This window comes from Planosporangium flavigriseum (assembly GCF_011947225.1).
Classification (GTDB): domain Bacteria; phylum Actinomycetota; class Actinomycetes; order Mycobacteriales; family Micromonosporaceae; genus Planosporangium; species Planosporangium flavigriseum.
Genome location: NZ_JAATVW010000013.1, coordinates 76,800 through 95,476, shown reverse-complemented (window position 1 = coordinate 95,476; position 18,677 = coordinate 76,800). Strand labels below are relative to the sequence as shown.

Genomic DNA, 18,677 nt, shown 5'->3' with positions numbered 1-18,677 from the left:
ACCTCGCCCGCTCCGATGGTCCGGCCGATTACCTTGCGGCCGGGCCATCGGCCAGCAAGGGCTCAGACGATTCGGTTGCCGTCTTCCAGGTAGACGGTTCCTCCGCTGCTCACAGCCTCGGTCGCGACCACGGCGCGGCGGGCTAGCAGCGGCGATAGCCGCTGCCGCGCCTCGGCCAGCGTCGACCACGCCCAGCCGCGCAGTTCATCGGCGGGCAGGCGGATCGCGTTGGTAGTCGCCTCGTCCAACACACCGCCGTCGAAGACGAACATGACCCCCTCGGTATGCCCGGCACGCGGCGGCACCCAGTCGACCACCAGCAGCCGGCCCAGCGTCAGCGCCAAGCCGAGTTCTTCCTTCAATTCGCGAGCCACGGCGTCATACGGCGACTCGTCGCCGTCGACGGCACCGCCGGGCAGCTCCCAGTAGTCCTTGTACGTCGGCTCGACCAGCAAGATCCGGCCGTCGCGGTCGCGCAACAACGCAGCCGACCCCATCCGCTTGCGCGGCAGCGTCGCGGTGTAGTCACTAGCGGGCATCGTCACCAGGGGAGGCTATCCCGGGACGGAACGCCCCGCGCCGCACTCCAGTCGCCGAGATCGATGTAGATGCCGCGGTATGCGGCGAGGCGTGAAGGCTCCTCGGTGACGGTCCTGCGAAAGTCCATTACGTGGCGCCGGTCAACCATCGCCGTGTGTTACGCATCGCCGGCCTCGACCGTACCGGGCAGCAGCACCCGGAACCGGGCGCCGGCGCCGGCGGCGGTGTACAGCTCGACGCGACCGCCGTGGGCCTGCACGATCGCCGCGACGATCGCCAGGCCCAGTCCGGCGCCGCCGTGGCGGCGGGATCGGCTGGGGTCGGCGCGGTACAGCCGCTCGAAGACGTGCCGCGCGTCGTCGGCGGCCATGCCGGGGCCGGTGTCGGTGACCTCGACGACCGCCGCGGGCGTGCCGGCCGGCAACTCGGCGCCGACCACGGCGATGGGTTCGGTTTCCAGGACGGCGCCGTCTGACCGGCCCACCCGGATCGTCACCGCCGCGTCCTCGGGGGTGTGCTGGAGCGCGTTGGCCAGCAGGTTGGTGACGACCTGCCGGATGCGTGGTTCGTCGCCGTACACGGTGACGGCTTCGAAGGCCTCGCTGTCGTCGTCGAGGGCGGCGAGCTGGACGAAGCGTGAGGGTACGCGTACGTGTGCGTCGCGGACGGCGTCGGCGGCCACGGCCAGCAGGTCGACCGGGTGGCGTTCCAGGGGCCGTTCCTCGTCGAGGCGGGCGAGTAGCAGCAGGTCGTTGACGAGTAGTCGCATCCGGCCTACCTCCGCCTCGATGCGGCCCATCGCCTCGTCGAGGGCGGGGCCGGGTGGGGCGCCGCCACGGCGGTACAGCTCGGCGAAGCCCTGGATCGAGGTCAGTGGGGTGCGTAGTTCGTGCGACGCGTCGGCGAGGAACTGGCGCAGGCGTCGTTCGGAGGCGGTGCGGTCGGCCAGCGCCGCTTCGATGCGTACGAGCATCGTGTTGAGCGCGGTACCCAGGCGACCCGACTCGGTGTGCGGGTCGGTGTCGGGGACCCGTCGGGACAGGTCACCACCGGCGATCTCGGTGGCGATCTTCTCCATGCTGGTCAGCGGGCGGAGTCCGATGCGTACGACCGACGCGGCGGCCAGCGCGATCAGCAGCAGGACCAGCACGGTCACCGCGGCGTCCACGAGGATCAGCGTCTGCTCGGTGACCTGGATCGCGTGCAGTGCGACGGCGTGTACGGCGTACTCCTGGTCGTTCGGCGCCGCCGCCGTGACCTTAACCCGCCAGGAGCCGGCGGTGCCGTCAACGGTGAAGGGGTGGGCACCGGCCCGGGCCTTCAGCGCGGTGAACGCGCCCAGCAGGGGCTCGTCGCTGCTCGTGGCGGGCGAGGCGTAGAGCCGGGTGCCGTCGGCGGCGTACAGGTAGACCCTCGAGCCACCGCCGAAGCCCGGCCCGGGGCGGGGCTGCCGGTTGCCGTCCGGTAGGTGCTGGGCTATCCGGGACAAGCCGCGCGCCTGCCCCTCGAGCTGGGCGTCCACCCTGCCGACCAGCTGTGAGTGCAGCAGGGTCAGGCCCGCGACGTCGGCGACGACCAGGGCGACCGCGGCGAGGACGGCGGTGGTGACGACCATCCGCCGCCGCAGGGTCCAGCGCCGCCAGGGACGGAGCGGGAAACTACGCCTCATCAGATCGGGGGAGGCGCAGCGAGTACCCGACGCCGCGGACGGTGTGGATCAACGGCGGGCCGACCGTGTCGATCTTGCGCCGAAGGTAGTAGACGTACGACTCGACGATCCGGCCGTCACCGCCGAAGTCGTAGCTCCACACGCGGTCCAGGATCTGCGCCTTGCTGACCACCCGACCGGCGTTCGTCATCAGGTACCGCAGCAGGTTGAACTCGGTGGGGGACAGCTCGATCAGCTTGCCGGCCCGCCGTACCTCGTGCGCCTCGTCGTCCAGTTCGAGATCGGCGTAGCGGAGGCCGTTGGTGTCGGAGCCCTGCGAGCCCACGCCGCTGCGCCGGAGGATCGCCCGGATCCGCAGCACGACCTCTTCCAGGTTGAACGGCTTGGTGACGTAGTCGTCGCCACCGACCGCCAGGCCCGAGATCCGGTCCTCCACCGCGTCGCGCGCCGTCAGGAACAGTACGGGTACCGGCTGGCCCGCGGCCCGCAGTCGCTGGGCCACCTCGAAACCGTCGAGGTCGGGCAGCATCACGTCGAGGACGACGAGGTCCGGCTCGAACTCGGCGGAGGCCAGGAGCGCCTCGTGCCCGCCGGCCGCGACCCGTACGTCGTAGCCGGTCAGTCGCAAGGTCGCCGACAGTAACGCGCAGATGTTGGGCTCGTCGTCGACCACGAGCACCCGGCCCGCGTGATCTGTCAATGTTGCTGGCACCTGGCAGTTCTATCGATACGACCTGGACGGTCGCTGACAGCAAACTGGGAAACTCCTGATCGTCTGCGTGTCAACGGGAGCCGGGGAGCACCAGTTCATCGCCTCCCTGGAGACCTTCGAGGACCTGCGTGTACTGGTCGCCGCGCAGCCCCACCCGTACCGTCCGGTGCTGGTCACGCCCGGTCGAGCGGACGGTGACGGCGCCGTTGTCTCCGGTCACCGAAGTCACCGCCGCCGATGGGACGTAGAGGACGTTGGGGGCCGATGCTGTCACCACCGTCACATTGGCGCTCTGGCCGAGAAGCAGATCGGCGGGTACCTCGTCGAAGCTCACGAGTACGCCGTAGCGCACGAGCCGGCCCGAGGTCGTGCCGGCCGGATCGATCTGGGAGACCTTGCCCTTGACCTGGGCGCCGTCCCGGTTGGGCAGGGTGATCGTGGCGGTCTGGCCGACGGCGAGGTGGGCGACGTCGGCCTCGGAGAACTCGGCCCGGACGCCGGTGTCGGTGACCCCGCCCAGGACGATGAAGCCGCTGCTGGCCGGGGTCTCCTGGCTGCCGACCGTACCGGCGACCGAGAGCACCTTGCCGGCGACCGGCGCGGTGATGGTCGTACCCGCGAGCCTGTCCTGCGCGAGCTGCAGCGCGAGTTGGGCGTTGGTGAGTTGCTGCTCCGCCGACATCAGGCTGTCGCCGGAGCCGGATCGGCCGCTGGTTGATCCACCGGCTGATCCACCGGCTGAGCCGCCGGTTGCGCAGCCGCCGGGAGGCGTCTCGCTCGTCCGGCCGCTCGTCTGTCCCGACCCCGACCCCGGCCCCTGTCGGGACGGCGACGCGGAGGGACTCGGCATGTCGGACGGCGACGGGTCGGGCGAGGAGGACGGCGACGCTGACGCGGACGTCGACGGGCTGGCGCTCCCGGCGACGACGTAGGCGACGGGCGCCGCCCGGACGGCCGTGTTCTGGCAGGTGGACGGCGATGGGGTAGTGGTCTGCTGGGCGCGGGCCAAGGCGTTCGTGGCCGAGTTGACGCTCGCCTGCGCCGTGTTGACGTCGTCCTGCGCCGCCGAGCTGTCGATCCGGGCGAGCACCTGCCCCGCCGCCACCGAATCGCCCGGCTTCACCTCGACCTCGGTCACGGTGCCGCCGGTACTGAAGCTCAGTCCGCGACTCTGCATGGCCTGTACGGTGCCGGCCGCGGACGAGGTCAGCTCGACCACGCCGCGCTGTACCCGTACCGTCGCCGGACCGGCCGCCGCCGGCGCGCCACCACCCGCGTACGCGATGGCGGTGACCGCGGTCGCGCCGACGGCCGCCGTGCCCAGCGTCAGCCACAGCGCGGGTCCGCGCCCACGCAGGTGCGCCGGTAGCCGGAGTGTCATGGTGGGCCAGTGTGGTCATCCCGGCTCCCTGTTGCCTTGGGCGTAGCTGGGAGAAAGCTCAAAATCCGATCTCCCAGCGGATTCCGAGGTTCGTCTGACGCAACATCCAGCAGCCGTCGGTTTGATGCGGTCGTGGCTTGGACGACAGTGCGAAACCGGGTACGTGTCACCGCTGCGTTGCTGGGGCTGGTCGCCGCAGCGGGGGCGGTCACCGCGTGTGGGTCCTCGTCGTCTGCGAGTTCGAGCGCCCCGAGCAGCGCGCCGGGCCAGGCGGGAGTGCAGGCGTACACGACCTGCCTGTCCCAGCACGGCGTGACGCTGCCCTCGCGCGGGCCCCGGCCGAGCGGGAGGCCGACGGACTGGCCGAGTGGCCGGCCGACCGCCCGCCCGTCCGACGGCGCCGGCGGCCGGTTCGGCTTCGGCAATCAGCCGCCGCCCGGCGTCGACGCCACGACGTGGCAGAACGCGCAGCAGGCATGCGCGTCGCTGCGGCCGGGTGGCGGCCCGCGTAACGGCGGCAACCGCAACGGTGCCTTCACCGCGTACCGCAACTGCCTCGCCGACCACGGCGTGACCATGTCGGGCGGCCCGAACGGACTCGACACAGGCGATCCGAAGGTCGCGGCGGCGATGAAGGTCTGCGAGCCGCTGCGCCCGAGCACCCGCCCGACGCCGCGCCCGTCCGCCTGACCCGCCGTCAGCCCTTCGCGACCAGTCACGAACGGGCCGCCGCTCCACGTCGTCGCCGGGCTCGTGGTCGACACCGTGGCGGTGTAGCAGTCGCGCCGGTCGGCTTCGGGGCCCTCACCCGAACGGGTGGATGGATAGGCTGTGGCCATGGCGACAGTGCTCTCGGTAAATCTGGCCGTGCCTCGACCGAGCGCCGTCACGACGCCCGGCGTCACCGGGATCGACAAGCGGCCGGCGGCCCGACCGGTACGGGTGAGCGCGCCGGGACCGAAGGGCAACGGGTTGACCGGACTGGAGGGCGACCGGGTCTTCGACACGGCCTACCACGGCGGTGACGACCAGGCCGTCTACGCGTACGCCCGGGAGGACCTGGACGCCTGGGCGGTCGAGCTGGGGCGGGACCTGCCCAGCGGGTGCTTCGGCGAGAACCTCACCACCTCCGGGCTGGACGTCACCGGCGCGCTGATCGGGGAGCGGTGGCGCGTCGGCGATGAGGTCGTCCTCGAGATCGCGGACGTGCGGATCCCGTGCCGCACCTTCGCCGAGTGGATGTCCGAACAGGGGTGGGTCAAGCGGTTCACCGCCCGAGCCGTGCCCGGCGCGTACCTGCGGGTCGTCGTACCGGGCGAGATACGTGCGGGCGATCCGGTCGTCGTGCTCAGCCGTCCCGAGCACGACGTGACGGTAGGCGTAACGTTTCGGGCGCTGACCCGCGAATCGGAACTGCTGCCCAGGCTGCTCGCCGCCGACGCCCTCCCGCGGGGCGTCAAGGAGACGGTTAAGAAGCGGGTCGCCGAGGCGCCGGCGGAGTGACAAACGCTCCAGTGGGTAAGTGAACGCCTCGAACGCGTCGCAGAAGGAGCTTTCATGCAGACCCGCTACCTCGGTCCTGACCGCCTCGCCGTCTCCGCCATCGGACTCGGCTGCATGGGCATGAGCGAGTTCTACGGTGAAGGTGACGAGCGGGAGTCGATCGCGGTCATCCACCGGGCGCTCGACCTCGGGGTCAACTTCCTCGACACCGCCGACATGTACGGGCCGTTCACCAACGAGCGGCTGGTCGGTCGGGCGATCGCCGGCCGCCGCGACGAGGTCGTACTCGCCACGAAGTTCGGCAACGAGCGGCGTGAGGACGGCTCGTGGGTGGGCATCAACGGCCGGCCCGAGTACGTGCGCGCGGCCTGTGAGGCGAGCCTGAAGCGGCTGGGCTCCGACCACATCGACCTGTACTACCAGCACCGCGTCGACCCTACGGTCCCCATCGAGGAGACGGTCGGCGCCATGGCGGAGCTGAAGCGGGAAGGCAAGATCCGGCACCTGGGCCTGTCCGAGGCCGCGCCCGCCACGATCCGGCGCGCGCACGCCACGCACCCGATCACGGCGCTGCAGACCGAGTACAGCCTGTGGTCGCGCGACCCGGAGGACGAGATCCTGCCGACCGTCCGCGAGCTGGGCATCGGGTTCGTCGCCTACAGCCCGCTCGGCCGTGGCTTCCTGACCGGCAGCATCCAGCACCCCGAGGACCTCCCGGAAGACGACTTCCGTCGCAACCACCCGCGGTTCCAGGGCGAGAACTTCCAGCGCAACCTGGACGTGGTCGCCCAGGTGCGCGAGATCGCGGCGGAGAAGGGCTGCACGCCTGCCCAGTTGGCGCTGGCCTGGGTGCTGGCGCAGGGCGAGGACATCGTGCCGATCCCGGGTACCAAGCGGATCAAGTACCTGGAGGAGAACGTGGGCGCCCTCGACGTCAGGCTCACGCCGGAGGATCTGGCCCGCATCGAGAAGGTCGCGCCGAAGGGCTTCACCGCCGGCAACCGCTACGCCGACATGAGCACCGTCAATCGCTAGCTCTCATGGAAGAGCACCGGCATGGGAGGCGAGCCGGTACGTATTGGCGTCAGCGTCTCGTCGCCGCTGCTGCCCGAGGTGATCGCGGCGCTGTCCGGCGTGCCGCCGGAAACAGCCGTCCTGGTCGTCGGCGCGCCGCCGGGCACGTCTTCCGCGCAGGTGGACGAGGCGCTAATGCCCCTGCGGGCCGAACTGGCCGGCAGCCAGGTGGAGTCGCTCAGCTGTCGCAACCTGCGCGACCTGTGGGCGGCCTGCGACGTCGTCGCGGCGATCAACCCGCCGAAGCGCTACGACCCCACCCGGCACGCCCGTCCGCTGCCACCCGGCCCGCTGGCCTCGTCGCTGCGCGGGCTGGTGACCGGCGAGCCGTCGAGCACCGATAACCCCGGTCCGGTGACCGTGCGCGGATCTGAACCGGTGATTCCGCGCGTGTTCCACCGCATCTGGCTCGGTGGTCCGCTGCCCGAGCGGGAGCGCCGGTTCGGCGAGACCTGGGCCGAGCGCCACCCGGGCTGGGAGATGCGGCTCTGGCACGAGGGCAACCTGCCGCCGCTGGTCAACCGGGCGGAGTTCGCCGCCGCCACCTCACCCGCGCAGAAGGCCGACATCCTGCGGTACGAACTGCTGCTGACGTACGGCGGCGTCTACCTCGACACCGACTTCGAGTGCTACCGCTGCATCGAGCCGCTGCTGGCCGGCGTACGCGCGTTCGCTGCCCGGGAGGACGCCTGCTGGGTCGCCATTGGCGTACTCGGCTGCGTGCCCAGGCACCCGTTCTTCGCCGCGGTGGTCGCGGCGCTGCCCGACGCGGTCGCCTGGCGGCCGGGTCGACCGCCGAATGAGCAGACCGGGCCGGAGTTCTTCAGTCGGGTACTGGTCGAGCAGGAGGCGCTGGGCCGGGAAGTGCCGACCGTCTTCGGTCCGGAACTGTTCTACCCGTACCGTCCGACCGAGCCGCACCGGGCCGGCGAGCACTTTCCGCAGGCGTACGCGGCCCATCACTGGGCCAGGTCCTGGGTCGGGTCCACCGGGATCTGAGCAACGTCCTACTCATCCGTTGAGCCTGATCACCGCCGCAGACTCGCCCGGCAGCTCCACCGCGCTCGAGCTCAGCGTCACGCCGGCCTCGGTCGCGAGCAATACCGTCGCCGCCCGTCCCGGCAGCGAGATCCGCTGGCGGTCACCCGCGAGGTTCGCCACCACCACGCAGCTGCCCCGCTGCACGGTCACGAACTGGTCCCCGTGCGCGACCTTGACCCGGTCCAACCACGGATCGGACAGATCAGGGACGGCCTTGCGCAGCGTGATCAGCCGCCGGTAGAGGTCGAGCATCTCGGCGTGCGCGGGCTTGTCCAGCTCCGACCAGTCCAGTTTGGAGTCCCGGAACGTCTCGGGCGCCTGCGGGTCCGGCACGTCGCCCGCCGGCCAGCCGTGCTCGGCGAACTCGCGCCGCCGCCCACCGGCGACCGCCGCGGCGAGATCGGGCTCCGGGTGGCTGGTGAAGAACTGCCAGGGAGTACCCGCGGACCACTCCTCACCCATGAACAGCATCGGCGTGAACGGGCCGGTCATCAACAGCGTGGCACCGATCCGCAGCAGCCCGCTCGACACGGTCGCCGGCAGCCGGTCGCCCTGCGCCCGGTTGCCGATCTGGTCGTGGTTCTGCAGGTACGCGACGAACCGGTGGCCGGGCAGGCGGGACCGGTCCACCGGGCGGCCGTGGCGGCGCCCCCGGAAGCTGGACCAGGTACCGGCGTGGAAGAACGCGCCCTCCAGGACGGTCTCGAGGCACTCCAGCGAGCCGAAGTCGGAGTAGTAGCCCTGCCGCTCACCGGTGAGCAGCGCGTGTAGCGCGTGGTGGACGTCGTCGTCCCACTGGGCGTGCAGGCCGTGCCCGCCGGCCTCACGGGGGGTCACGATCTGCGGGTCGTTCAGGTCGGACTCGGCGATCAGCGTCAGCGGCCGGCCGAGGTGGGTGGCGAGCGACTCGACCTCGATCGCGAGCTGTTCGAGCAGGTGGACCGCGCCGTGGTCGACGAGCGCGTGCACGGCGTCCAGGCGCAGCCCGTCGGCGTGGTAGTCGCGCAGCCACATCAGGGCGCTGTCGATGATGTACCGGCGGACCTCTTCGCTGTCCGGACCGTCGAGGTTGAGCGACGCGCCCCACGTGTTGGCCCCCGCACCGAGGTACGGGCCGAACATCGGGGCGTAGGCGCCGGACGGGCCGAAGTGGTTGTAGACCGCGTCGATGATCACGCCGAGGCCACGCGCGTGGCAGGCGTCGACGAACCGCTTCAGGCCGTCGGGGCCGCCGTACGGCTCGTGCGGGGCGTACCAGCACACGCCGTCGTAGCCCCAGTTGTGCTCGCCGTTGAACGCGTTCACCGGCAGCAGTTCGACCAGGTCGACGCCGAGTTCGACGAGGTGGTCGAGGCGATCGATGGCGGCGTCGAACGTGCCCTCCGGTGTGAACGTGCCGATGTGCAGTTCGTAGAGGACGCTGCCGGGCAGCGCCCGTCCGGTCCAGTCGGCGTCGGTCCATCCGAACGCGCCGTGGTCGTACAGTCGGCTCGGGCCGTGTACGCCCGCCGGCTGCCACGCGGAGCGGGGGTCGGGCAGCGGCTCGTCAGCGTCGTCGAGCAGGTACGCGAAGTCGGTGCCCGGGCCGGCGCCGGCCACCTCGGCCCGCCACCAGCCCCGCCCCTCGGCCCGCATGTCGTGGTCGCCGCCGCACGCGCGCAGGCGTACCCGGGACGCCTGCGGCGCCCACACTCGGAACTCGGTCATCGTGGTGCTCCTCAGGACAGCGCGACCGGGGCCAGCAGCGCGACGGGGTATCGGTCCAGCAGAGCGGCGAGCGGCACGGCCCCGCCGGGGAAGCGCCGGCCGGTGAGGACGTCGGTCAGCTCACCCGGCAGTGGCAGCCGGGTCTCGCCCCAGCCGCCGCGCCGGTGCAGGGCATGCGGCAGTCGGGTCGCCACGGTGATCGCCCCGCCGCGGTCAAACGCCACGACATGCGAAGCGGCCGGACCCTCGGCAACCACCGGCCGGTACCCGGTGAACAGCTCGGGATGATCGCGCCGCAGCCGCAGGGCCCGGCTGGTCACCAGCAGCTTCGCGGCGCCGCTCGCGTCCACGTCCGGCTGCCATCCGCCGTCGAGGCGGGTGAGCAGGTCGCGGCGGGCGGCGAAGTCGACCGGCCGCCGGTTGTCCGGGTCGACCAGGGAGAAGTCCCAGAGCTCGGTGCCCTGGTACACGTCCGGGACGCCGGGCATGGTCAGCTGCACGAGCTTCTGGCCGAGCGAGTTGGACCAGCCGGCCGCGGTGATCGAGTCGACGAACGCGGAGATCTCCGCGTTCAGCGCCGGGTCGTCGTAGACGGCGTCCACGACCGCGTGCATGGCCCGCTCGAACTCGGCGTCCGGGTCCGCCCAGGACGTCGACGTCGACGCCTCGCGCGCGGCCTTCTCCGCGTACGCGTGCAGGCGTTCCCGCTCGATCGGCCAGGCGCCGACCACCGCCTGCCACAGCAGGTGCGCGAAGGCGGCGTCGGGAAGGGGAGCGCGGGCCATCCACCGATGAACGGCGGTGGCCCACTCGTCGGGGAGTTCGGAGAGCACGGCCAGCCGCGCGCGTACGTCCTCCGACCGCTTTGTGTCGTGTGTGGACAGTGTGGTCATCCCGGACGGCCAACGGGCCTGCCGGGCCTGCGTCGCCTCGTGGAACTCGGCCGGAGGCACGCCGAAGTGGCCCGGGTCGCCGCCGACCTCGTTGAGGGCGGTGAACCGGCTGTACCGGTAGAACGCCGTGTCCTCCACGCCCTTGGCCATGACCGCGCCGGTGTACTGCTGGAAGCGGACGGCCAGTTCGTCGTCGGGGTGGGAAAGGCGGGGCCCCAGCGCCTCGAGCGCCCCGGCCAGGTCGGGACGGTTGCGCTCGGCCGCGGTGCGGGCCTGCTGCAGGTGCTCCGCGCCGACCGGCAGGTACGAGCGGTACACCGGGAAGTTCGCGGCGATCTCGGCGAGCGCGTCTTCGGCGTCGGGCACGTCGGGGGCCATCCGGGCGAGCCGCTTCAGCTCCGCGGCGAGCAGCTTCGTGGCCGCCGCGCGCTTGCCCTGGTGGACCTGCGCCGCCCAATCGGAAGCGGGGAACGCCGCTTCGGCCGACGGGTCGACGAACAGGCCGGAGACCTCGCGCAGCGCGTCGTAGCCGGTCGTGCCGGCGACCGGCCAGTCCGGCAGCTCCTCGCCGACCTCGAGGATCTTCTCCACGACCAGCCAGGCGCCGGGCGCGGCCTCGGCCAGGCGACGCAGGTACGCGGCCGGGTCGCGCAGTCCGTCCGGGTGGTCGACGCGGATGCCGTCCAGCTCGCCGGCCGCGTGCCAGCGCAGCAACTCCCGGTGGGTCGCCTCGAAGACGGCCGGGTCTTCGACCCGGAGGCCGGCCAGCTCCGGGATGGCGAAGAACCGCCGGTAGTTGATCTCAGAGTTGCCCCGCCGCCACGACACCAGCTCGTAGTGCTGGCGGTCGTGCACCTCCTGCGGGCTGCCCGACTCCGTGCCGGGTTGAAGAGGGAAGCGGTGGTCGTAGTAGTGCAGCTCGTCGCCTACGACCTTGAGCTTCTCGATCTCGTCGGGCCCGTCGCCCAGCACCGGCAGAAGGATCCGCGGGCGCGTCCAGTCGATGTCGAACCAGCCGGCGTATCGCGATTCCCGCCCGTGCCGCAGCACGTCCCACCACGCGGGGCTGGCGGCCGGGACCGCCACTCCGACGTGGTTGGGCACGATGTCCACGACGAGGCCGAGTCCGGCCGCGCGCAGCGCGGACACCAGCCGGCGCCGCCCCTCCTCGCCGCCGAGCTGCGGGTTCACCCGGGAGGGGTCCACGACGTCGTACCCGTGCTCCGAGCCGGGGGTCGCGGCGAGCAGGGGAGCGGTGTACAGGTGGCTGACCCCGAGCGCGGCGAGGTAGTCGGCGAGCCCGGCGGTGGCGGCCAGGTCGAAGCCCGGCCGCACCTGCACCCGGTAGGTCGATACGGGTTTCATCAGACCGTCCGCTTCAGCACGCAGAACGAGCGGTCGCGTACGAAGAGCTTGCCGCTCGCCTCGACCACCCGGCCGTTCTTGACGCCGGCGCTCGGGAACTCGCCGGTGTCGATGACCAGCTCCCACTTCTGCCCGAACTCGGACGGTGGCAGCACGAACTCCAGCCAGTCGTGGTGGGCGTTGAAGCACAGGACGAACGAGTCGTCGACCAACCGCTCGCCGCGGGGGCCGGTCTCCCGGATCCCCTCGCCGTTGAGGAACAGCATCACCGCGCGCCCGAGGTCGAAGTCCCAGTCCTCCTCGGTCATCTCCCGGCCGTCGGGGGTGAACCACTCCATGTCCCGGACCGGGGTGCCGCTGACCCGGCGTACCGGCCGGCCGGTGAAGAAGCGGCGCCGCCGGAACACCGGGTGCTTGGACCGGAACTCGATCAGCGTGCGGGCGAACTTCAGCAGCTGCTCGTCGGTGTTGGCCCAGTCCACCCAGCTCAGCTTGTTGTCCTGGCAGTACACGTTGTTGTTGCCCTGCTGCGTGCGCCCGAGCTCGTCGCCGTGGCCGATCAGCGGTACGCCCTGCGACAGCAGGACCGTGGCGAGCAGGTTGCGCCGCTGCCGCGCCCGCAGTTCGAGGATCTCTTTGTCCTCGGTCGGCCCTTCGACGCCGCAGTTCCACGAGCGGTTGTGGCTCTCGCCGTCGCGGTTGTCCTCGCCGTTCGCCTCGTTGTGCTTCTCGTTGTACGAGACCAGGTCGGCCAGGGTGAACCCGTCGTGCACGGTGACGAAGTTGACGCTGGCTAGCGGTCGCCGCCCGTCGTCGGCGTACAGGTCGGCGGAGCCGGAGATCCGGCTGGCGAACTCGCCGAGCGTCGCCGGCTCGCCGCGCCAGAAGTCGCGTACGGTGTCGCGGAACTTGCCGTTCCACTCCGTCCACAGTGGTGGGAAGTTGCCGACCTGGTAGCCGCCGGGGCCGACGTCCCACGGCTCGGCGATCAGCTTGACGTTGCCGACGATCGGATCCTGCTGCACCACCTCGAAGAACGTCGACAGCCGGTCGACCTCGTAGAACTCGCGGGCCAGCGTGGCCGCGAGGTCGAAGCGGAAGCCGTCGACGTGCATCTCCTGCACCCAGTACCGCAGCGAGTCCATGATGAGCTGCAGGGTGTGCGGGCTGCGGACGTTGAGGCTGTTGCCGCAGCCGGTGTAGTCCATGTAGTACTGCGGGTCGTCGTCGACGAGGCGGTAGTACGAGGCGTTGTCGATGCCGCGGAAGCTCAGCATCGGGCCGAGGTGGTTGCCCTCGGCGGTGTGGTTGTAGACGACGTCGAGGATGACCTCGATGCCGGCCTCGTGCAGGGCCTTGACCATGGCCCGGAACTCCTGCACCTGCTGGCCGGCGCGGCCCATGGACGAGTACGCGTAGTGCGGCGCGAAGTACCCGATCGTGTTGTAGCCCCAGTAGTTGGACAGGTCCTTGTCGGCGAGGTGGTGGTCGTTGACGAACTGGTGCACCGGCATCAGTTCGATCGCCGTGATGCCCAGCCGCTGGAGGTGCTCGATCATCGCGGGGTGCGCGATGCCGGCATAGGTGCCGCGCAGGTCCTTGGGGATGTCCGGGTGCTGCCCGGTCAGCCCCTTCACGTGCGCCTCGTAGAACACCGTCTCGTGGTACGGGATCCGCGGCGGCCGGTCGTTGCCCCAGTCGAAGTACGGGTTGACCACGACGGCCTTCGGGATGAACGGGGCGGAGTCGGCCTCTGACACGCGGTCCGGGTCGCCGAACTCGTACGGGTAGACGGCCGGATCCCACGCCACGTCGCCGCCGATCGCCTTCGCGTACGGGTCGATTAGGAGCTTGTTGGGGTTGCAGCGCAGGCCGCGGGTCGGGTCGTACGGGCCGTGCACCCGGTAGCCGTAGCGCTGTCCGGGCTCGATGCCGGGCAGGTAGCCGTGCCAGACGAAGCCGTCGACCTCGGTCAACTCCACGCGGGTCTCGTTGTCATCGGCGTCGAACAGGCACAGTTCGACGCGCTCGGCGACCTCGGAGAAGAGCGCGAAGTTGGTGCCCGCGCCGTCGTAGCTGGCGCCGAGCGGGTAGCGGCGCCCCGGCCATAGCTGCATGTGTCGCTCCTGCTCTGTGCCGTCTGCGTCGGGCTGGATCACCCGAACTGACCCTCCGTTTGCCCGGGCGGGGCCAGTCGTAATCGCGATGGTGGTCGTCCGTAAGGGGGAGTGGCGACTGGCCAATAGGACTATATCGCGATGCGCCGAACCGGCGGCGCATCGCGATTGCGATAAAAGCGGCTAAACCGTTATAACTCCTTAAATATGATGCGCGCTCGGTCGTCGCCGTGGACGCCGGTCAGGCTCGCCGCTCTGCGCCGGACGCGGACGGCGTCGACGTGCACCCCGTCCCACCCGCGCGGCATCGTGACCGGCCGCCCGCACCACAGCTCAGGCGGGCCGGGGCCCAGGCGCAGGCCGGTCAGGCCGTACAGGCAGCCCGTGAGGAACCCGCCCAGGTTGGCGGTGAAGGGTCCGGCGACCGGCTGGTCCGGGTACACCGTCGGGCTCCACTCCGTGGTGATCCGGAACGGCTCCACGACGAAGTCGGCGTAACCGCGCTCGAACAGATCCAGCGCGGCGTCCCGGTCGCCGACCCGCGCGGCGTACACGCCGAGTAGCGACGACAGCATGGGCGCGCCGACGTACTCGTGGGCGAACCGCAGGTAGTGCTCGAACGTGCGCCGCTCGGTCCCGGCATCGGTGTCGTACCCCAGCGGGAAGAGGCCGGCCGGCGCCTCCGGTGTCACGCCCATCTTCTCGCCGGGGTCGTAACCGTCGTGATTGAGGATGATGCCCCGATCCCGGTCGACCGGGATCACGATCTCGGCGGCCATCCGCTCCCAGTCGTCCGGGAAGCCCCGCCCGAGGACGCGGCCGAGCGTCGCTGCTTCCCGGAGGGTGACGACCGCGGCCATGTTGACGAAGGCGTTGTTGTCCACCGGCGTCTCCGTCTCCGCGATGCCGATGACGCGCCGGATCTCGTAGCCGCGCGCCGTGCGCTCGACCCGGCTGTTCAGCCACTCCGCCACCCCGGACATGACCGGCCACGCCTCGTCGGTGGCGAACTCGCGGTCGCCGGTCGCGTGGACGTACCGGGCGAAGGCGATGGCCACGTCCAGGCTGACGTGCTGCTCGACGGCGGCTGTCGAGGCATCGACCGGGGTCGCCTCCTGGCCGTAGCGCAGGCTGCTCTCCCACGGGTACTGCAGCCCCAGCCGGCCGGTGGCCGCGGCGTTGGCGCGGGCGCCCCCCATCCGGGTACGCCGGAAGTCCAGGAGGGCGCGCGCGGCGTCGGGGTTCGTGAGGGTCAGCGTGGGCATCGCGAAGGTGTCGATGTCCCACATGATGTGGCCGCGGTAGTAGTGGTAGTTCGGCCAGAAGGCCAGCCCGAACAGCGAGGTGCTGCTAGGGGAGGAGGGGTGGGCCGAGGTGTGCAGGTAGAAGTACGCCGCGTCGGCGAGGGCCTGCCAGCGCGTCGGCGCGCCGAGCAGCACCACGCGACCCTTCCAGAGCTCTCGCCAGGCCGCGCGGTTGTCCGCGCGCAGGTCGTCGAAGCCACGCATCCGCCCCGCCTGCAGCATCCGGACCGCGTGGACGTGCGGCTCGTCGTGCAGCGCCTGGGGCAGCAGGCTGACGATCCGCCGCATCCGGTAGCGGCGGCCGGGCTCGGCCCGGAACGAGTAGGTGGTGCTCAACGGCGCGATCCGGCTGCGGTCGAACGTCCGGTCGACGTCGCGGGCACCGGTCAGCTCGGTGGCGTAGGCGGCTCCACACGCGCTCAGATCGCCGAAGCTGCTCCAGCGCAGCATTCCGTCGACCGGCTGGGCGGCCAGGGTGCCGGACGAGTCAACCTCGCGGTCGACCCAGCTGCCGGGTACGCCCCGGGTGTCGATGACCGCCGCCAGGGTCAGGTCGCAGTCGTGGTCGACCCGTACCGTGATCTCCTGCAACACCAGGGTCGGCTGGGTGCGACTGCAGAAGTCGAGGATCTCCACCTCCGCGCGCGCGTTCTCCCCGCGGAAGTCGAAACGCGCCGACAGCTCGCCACAGGAGAAGTCGTAGCGCTCCTCGTGCAGCACGCAGCGCTCGGGGTTGGCCGACAGCGTGGCCCCGTCGACGCCCAGATCCCCGCCCAGCGGGTACGGGGCACGGGCGAACGCCTCCACCTCGTAGGTCGGGTCCAGCCCCTCGAACCCGCTGAGGATGGTCACCCCGTTGGCCATGGGCACCTTGCCCACGCGCATCCCCACCACACCGTTGGAGATGTACGCGGGCAGGTAGTGCGGGTGCCACTCGCGAACCGGGTCCGGGCTGATGACATCGGTGCTCACATCGCCAACTCCCAGCTTGCGGAGTCCTCGTAGCGGACGCGTTCGGGGCGGCCCGGTACCCGCACGACGACCCGGCGCCTTCCCGGCGCGTAGCCCCCGCTGCGCCGCGCGGTCACCGTCCCGTCGCGGTACTCGTAACGGGTAGTCGAAGCCGCGCCGTCAACGCTGATCCCGTCGTCCTCGTACAGCGCGCCGCCGGCCCGGTCGTGCCGATCCGGGTACACCGCGAGCGTCAGCGGGTCGAGGGTGCGTTCGTCGACGAAAGCCTGGTCGGGCCCGAACGGGATGATCGCGCCGCCCCGCGCGTACACCGGGATCTCGGCGTCCAGCGGCGCGTCGGTCAGCACGTCGGCGGGCCCGTCGGCCACGGCGCCGGTACGCAGGTCGTACCAGCGGCCCTCCGGCAGGTACACGTCCCGGGCTGTCCGTCCGGGGCGCAGGACCGGCGCGATCATCAGGTCGGCGCCGACGAGCGCCTGGTCGTGGCGCAACCGGGCCGAGGAGTCGTCGCCGTAGTGGTACAGCAGCGGCCGGAGCACCGGCGACCCGGTCCGCGCCGCCTCTTCGAAGACCGTGTACAGGTACGGCAGCAGCCGGTACCGCAGTTCGAGCGCGCGCCGGCACACCGCCTCGATCCGCTCGCCCCAGACCCACGGCTCCTGGTCCGCGCAGCCTTTGTTGTTGTTGGCGCGGGCGAGGGGGTAGAAAGCCCCGAGCTGGTACCAGCGGGCGAGCAGTTCCGGGCCGGCGTCGGCGAAGAAGCCGCCGATGTCGGCGCCGACGAACGCCAGCCCGCACAGGCCGAGGTTCAGCACTTGTGGCACCGACATCTCCAGGTGCTCCCAGAAGCTGGCGTTGTCGCCGGTCCAGGAGGCCGCGTGGCGCTGCAGGCCGGCGAAGCCGGCGCGGCTGAGCAGCAGCGGCCGCTCGCCCGGTCGGTTGCGGCGCAACGCTTCGCTCGTCGCGAGGTTCTCGGCGTTGGCGTAGATGTTGTGCACCTCGGCGTGCGTCGCCCGCTCGTGCGGCGGGCCGTGCGGCGTCTCCGGCGGCGGGTCGACCCGCCGAGCCTGCGGATCCCAGATCGGCCGGTCGCGCATGGACGGCTCGTTCATGTCGTTTTCCAGGCCCCGGACGCCGCTCGCGATCAGGCCGTCGTGCCAGCCGGCCCACCAGTCGCGGACGTCGTCACGCAGGAAGTCGGGGAAGGCGCACAGCCCGGGCCAGACGTAGCGCAGGAGCAGGTGGTCGCCCTCGCACAGGAAGTACCCGCGCTGCTCGCCTTCGGTGAAGACGTCGTAGCCGCCCTCCGGCTGGTACGCGACCCCGGGGTCGATGACCAGCACCGTCTTGAAACCCTGCTCCCGCAAGGCACGGATCAGGCCGGCCGGGTCCGGAAAGCGCTCGGGGTCCCAGGTGAAGTCGCGGTGGGAGTGCAGGACGTCGATGTCGAGGTAGAGCACGTCGGTAGGGATGAGATCGGCGCGCAGGCGCGCCGCGACCCGGCGGAACCGCTCCGCGCTGTCGTAGCCGAACCGGCTGTGGTGGTAGCCGAGCGCCCACCGGGGCGGCAGCGACATCCGCCCGGTCAGGGCGGTGTACCGGGCGACGACGTCGGCCGGCCGGGGGCCGGCGAGGATGTACTGGTCCAGCTCACCGCCGTCGACGGTGATCGCCAGCCGCTCGCCCCGCTCGTCGGTCAGGTCGAACACCGTCCGGTGGGTGTTGTTGAGGTACACCCCGTGGCAGCGGCCGGCGCCGTCCATCGCCAGGTAGAACGGGATGGACTTGTACAGCTCGTCGGTGCCGGGGCCGGTGCCCTCGAACCGGTCGGTGTTCCAGAAGGTGTGCCGGCGGCCCCGCTTGTCCAGCAGGTCGGTGCGCTCGCCCAGCCCGAAGTAGTGCACCTCCGGCGGCATCCGTCGCGTCCAGGTCGCGGCCCCGGTCGCGGGGTCCCAGGCGGGGCCGCCGTCGGCGCCGTCCGATACCAGCACCTGCCCGCTGGCGCGGTCGAGCACCGTGACCCGGCCGGCGTCCCGCTCCGCCCGTACCGTCAACTGGTCTGAGCTGACCTCAACGGAGCCGTCCCCGCTTGCGACCGTGGCCGGCGGCCGGTCGAACGCGTCGTCCGGCGCTACGGGGGACCAGGAGCGGCGGGGCGCGAACGCGCCGGTGGGCGCGAACCGGATCCGCGCGATGCCCGGCTCCAGCAGCGTGACGGCCAGCGCCGGGCCGCCGTAGTTGGACAGCAGCGTGCGCCCGATCATCCAGTGCTCTCGGAGCGTCCCCGGGCGGCGCACGGATACCTCTCACCGGAGCTTGGGCAGGATCTCGCGTTCGTAGCACATGCGCCGACACTCCCGTGAGCTGGCGGGACGAATGAGGGCCCTGGCTAGCTACCC

Annotated in this window: 13 protein-coding genes; 4 read left to right on the top strand and 9 right to left on the bottom strand. The window is 71.4% G+C overall.

Translation table 11 applies throughout. The features are described from left to right. Positions 1 to 62: 62 nt before the first annotated feature. The 4 genes from HC028_RS18310 to HC028_RS18295 form a co-directional block, all read right to left on the bottom strand. The gene (locus tag HC028_RS18310) at positions 63 to 539 is read right to left on the bottom strand and encodes an NUDIX domain-containing protein (protein ID WP_239075496.1); all 477 of its coding nucleotides are present in this window, start codon (positions 537 to 539) and stop codon (positions 63 to 65) included. A 158-nt stretch (positions 540 to 697) separates the two neighbouring features. Next, complete coding sequence (locus HC028_RS18305; RefSeq protein WP_203981338.1) at positions 698 to 2,209, bottom strand: sensor histidine kinase; 1,512 nt, start codon at positions 2,207 to 2,209, stop codon at positions 698 to 700. Continuing rightward, on the bottom strand, positions 2,199 to 2,921 hold the full coding sequence (locus HC028_RS18300; RefSeq protein ID WP_203981339.1) for a response regulator transcription factor: 723 nt from the start codon (positions 2,919 to 2,921) through the stop codon (positions 2,199 to 2,201). The genes HC028_RS18305 and HC028_RS18300 overlap by 11 nt, the downstream gene beginning before the upstream one ends. 70 nt (positions 2,922 to 2,991) lie before the next feature. Continuing rightward, positions 2,992 to 4,302 (bottom strand): efflux RND transporter periplasmic adaptor subunit, encoded by a 1,311-nt coding sequence (locus HC028_RS18295; protein ID WP_168078576.1) that lies wholly within the window; start codon positions 4,300 to 4,302, stop codon positions 2,992 to 2,994. Positions 4,303 to 4,434: 132 nt separating this feature from the next. Between HC028_RS18295 and HC028_RS18290 the strand changes: the two genes are divergently transcribed. From HC028_RS18290 to HC028_RS18275, 4 genes are all read left to right on the top strand, one after another. Continuing rightward, positions 4,435 to 4,992, top strand: coding sequence for a hypothetical protein (locus tag HC028_RS18290; protein ID WP_168078575.1), 558 nt, complete (start codon positions 4,435 to 4,437; stop codon positions 4,990 to 4,992). Positions 4,993 to 5,139: 147 nt separating this feature from the next. Next, positions 5,140 to 5,805 (top strand): MOSC domain-containing protein, encoded by a 666-nt coding sequence (locus HC028_RS18285; RefSeq protein WP_168078574.1) that lies wholly within the window; start codon positions 5,140 to 5,142, stop codon positions 5,803 to 5,805. A 54-nt stretch (positions 5,806 to 5,859) separates the two neighbouring features. Continuing rightward, complete coding sequence (locus HC028_RS18280; RefSeq protein ID WP_168078573.1) at positions 5,860 to 6,840, top strand: aldo/keto reductase; 981 nt, start codon at positions 5,860 to 5,862, stop codon at positions 6,838 to 6,840. Between the two features lie 21 nt (positions 6,841 to 6,861). Beyond that, complete coding sequence (locus HC028_RS18275) at positions 6,862 to 7,878, top strand: glycosyltransferase family 32 protein (RefSeq protein ID WP_168078572.1); 1,017 nt, start codon at positions 6,862 to 6,864, stop codon at positions 7,876 to 7,878. Positions 7,879 to 7,890: 12 nt separating this feature from the next. Here HC028_RS18275 and treZ read toward each other — a convergent pair whose 3' ends face one another. The 5 genes from treZ to HC028_RS18250 all read right to left on the bottom strand — a co-directional run bounded on the left by treZ (position 7,891) and on the right by HC028_RS18250 (position 18,542). After that, on the bottom strand, positions 7,891 to 9,627 hold the full coding sequence (gene treZ, locus HC028_RS18270; protein ID WP_168078571.1) for a malto-oligosyltrehalose trehalohydrolase: 1,737 nt from the start codon (positions 9,625 to 9,627) through the stop codon (positions 7,891 to 7,893). Between the two features lie 11 nt (positions 9,628 to 9,638). Then, positions 9,639 to 11,885 (bottom strand): malto-oligosyltrehalose synthase, encoded by a 2,247-nt coding sequence (treY, locus tag HC028_RS18265; protein WP_168078570.1) that lies wholly within the window; start codon positions 11,883 to 11,885, stop codon positions 9,639 to 9,641. Then, positions 11,885 to 14,002 (bottom strand): glycogen debranching protein GlgX, encoded by a 2,118-nt coding sequence (glgX, locus tag HC028_RS18260; RefSeq protein WP_168078569.1) that lies wholly within the window; start codon positions 14,000 to 14,002, stop codon positions 11,885 to 11,887. The genes treY and glgX overlap by 1 nt, the downstream gene beginning before the upstream one ends. Before the next feature lie 191 nt (positions 14,003 to 14,193). Continuing rightward, complete coding sequence (locus tag HC028_RS18255; protein WP_168078568.1) at positions 14,194 to 16,278, bottom strand: glycoside hydrolase family 65 protein; 2,085 nt, start codon at positions 16,276 to 16,278, stop codon at positions 14,194 to 14,196. Next, on the bottom strand, positions 16,275 to 18,542 hold the full coding sequence (locus HC028_RS18250) for a glycoside hydrolase family 31 protein (protein ID WP_168078567.1): 2,268 nt from the start codon (positions 18,540 to 18,542) through the stop codon (positions 16,275 to 16,277). Before HC028_RS18250 ends, HC028_RS18255 begins: the two co-directional genes overlap by 4 nt. Positions 18,543 to 18,677: the final 135 nt, after the last annotated feature.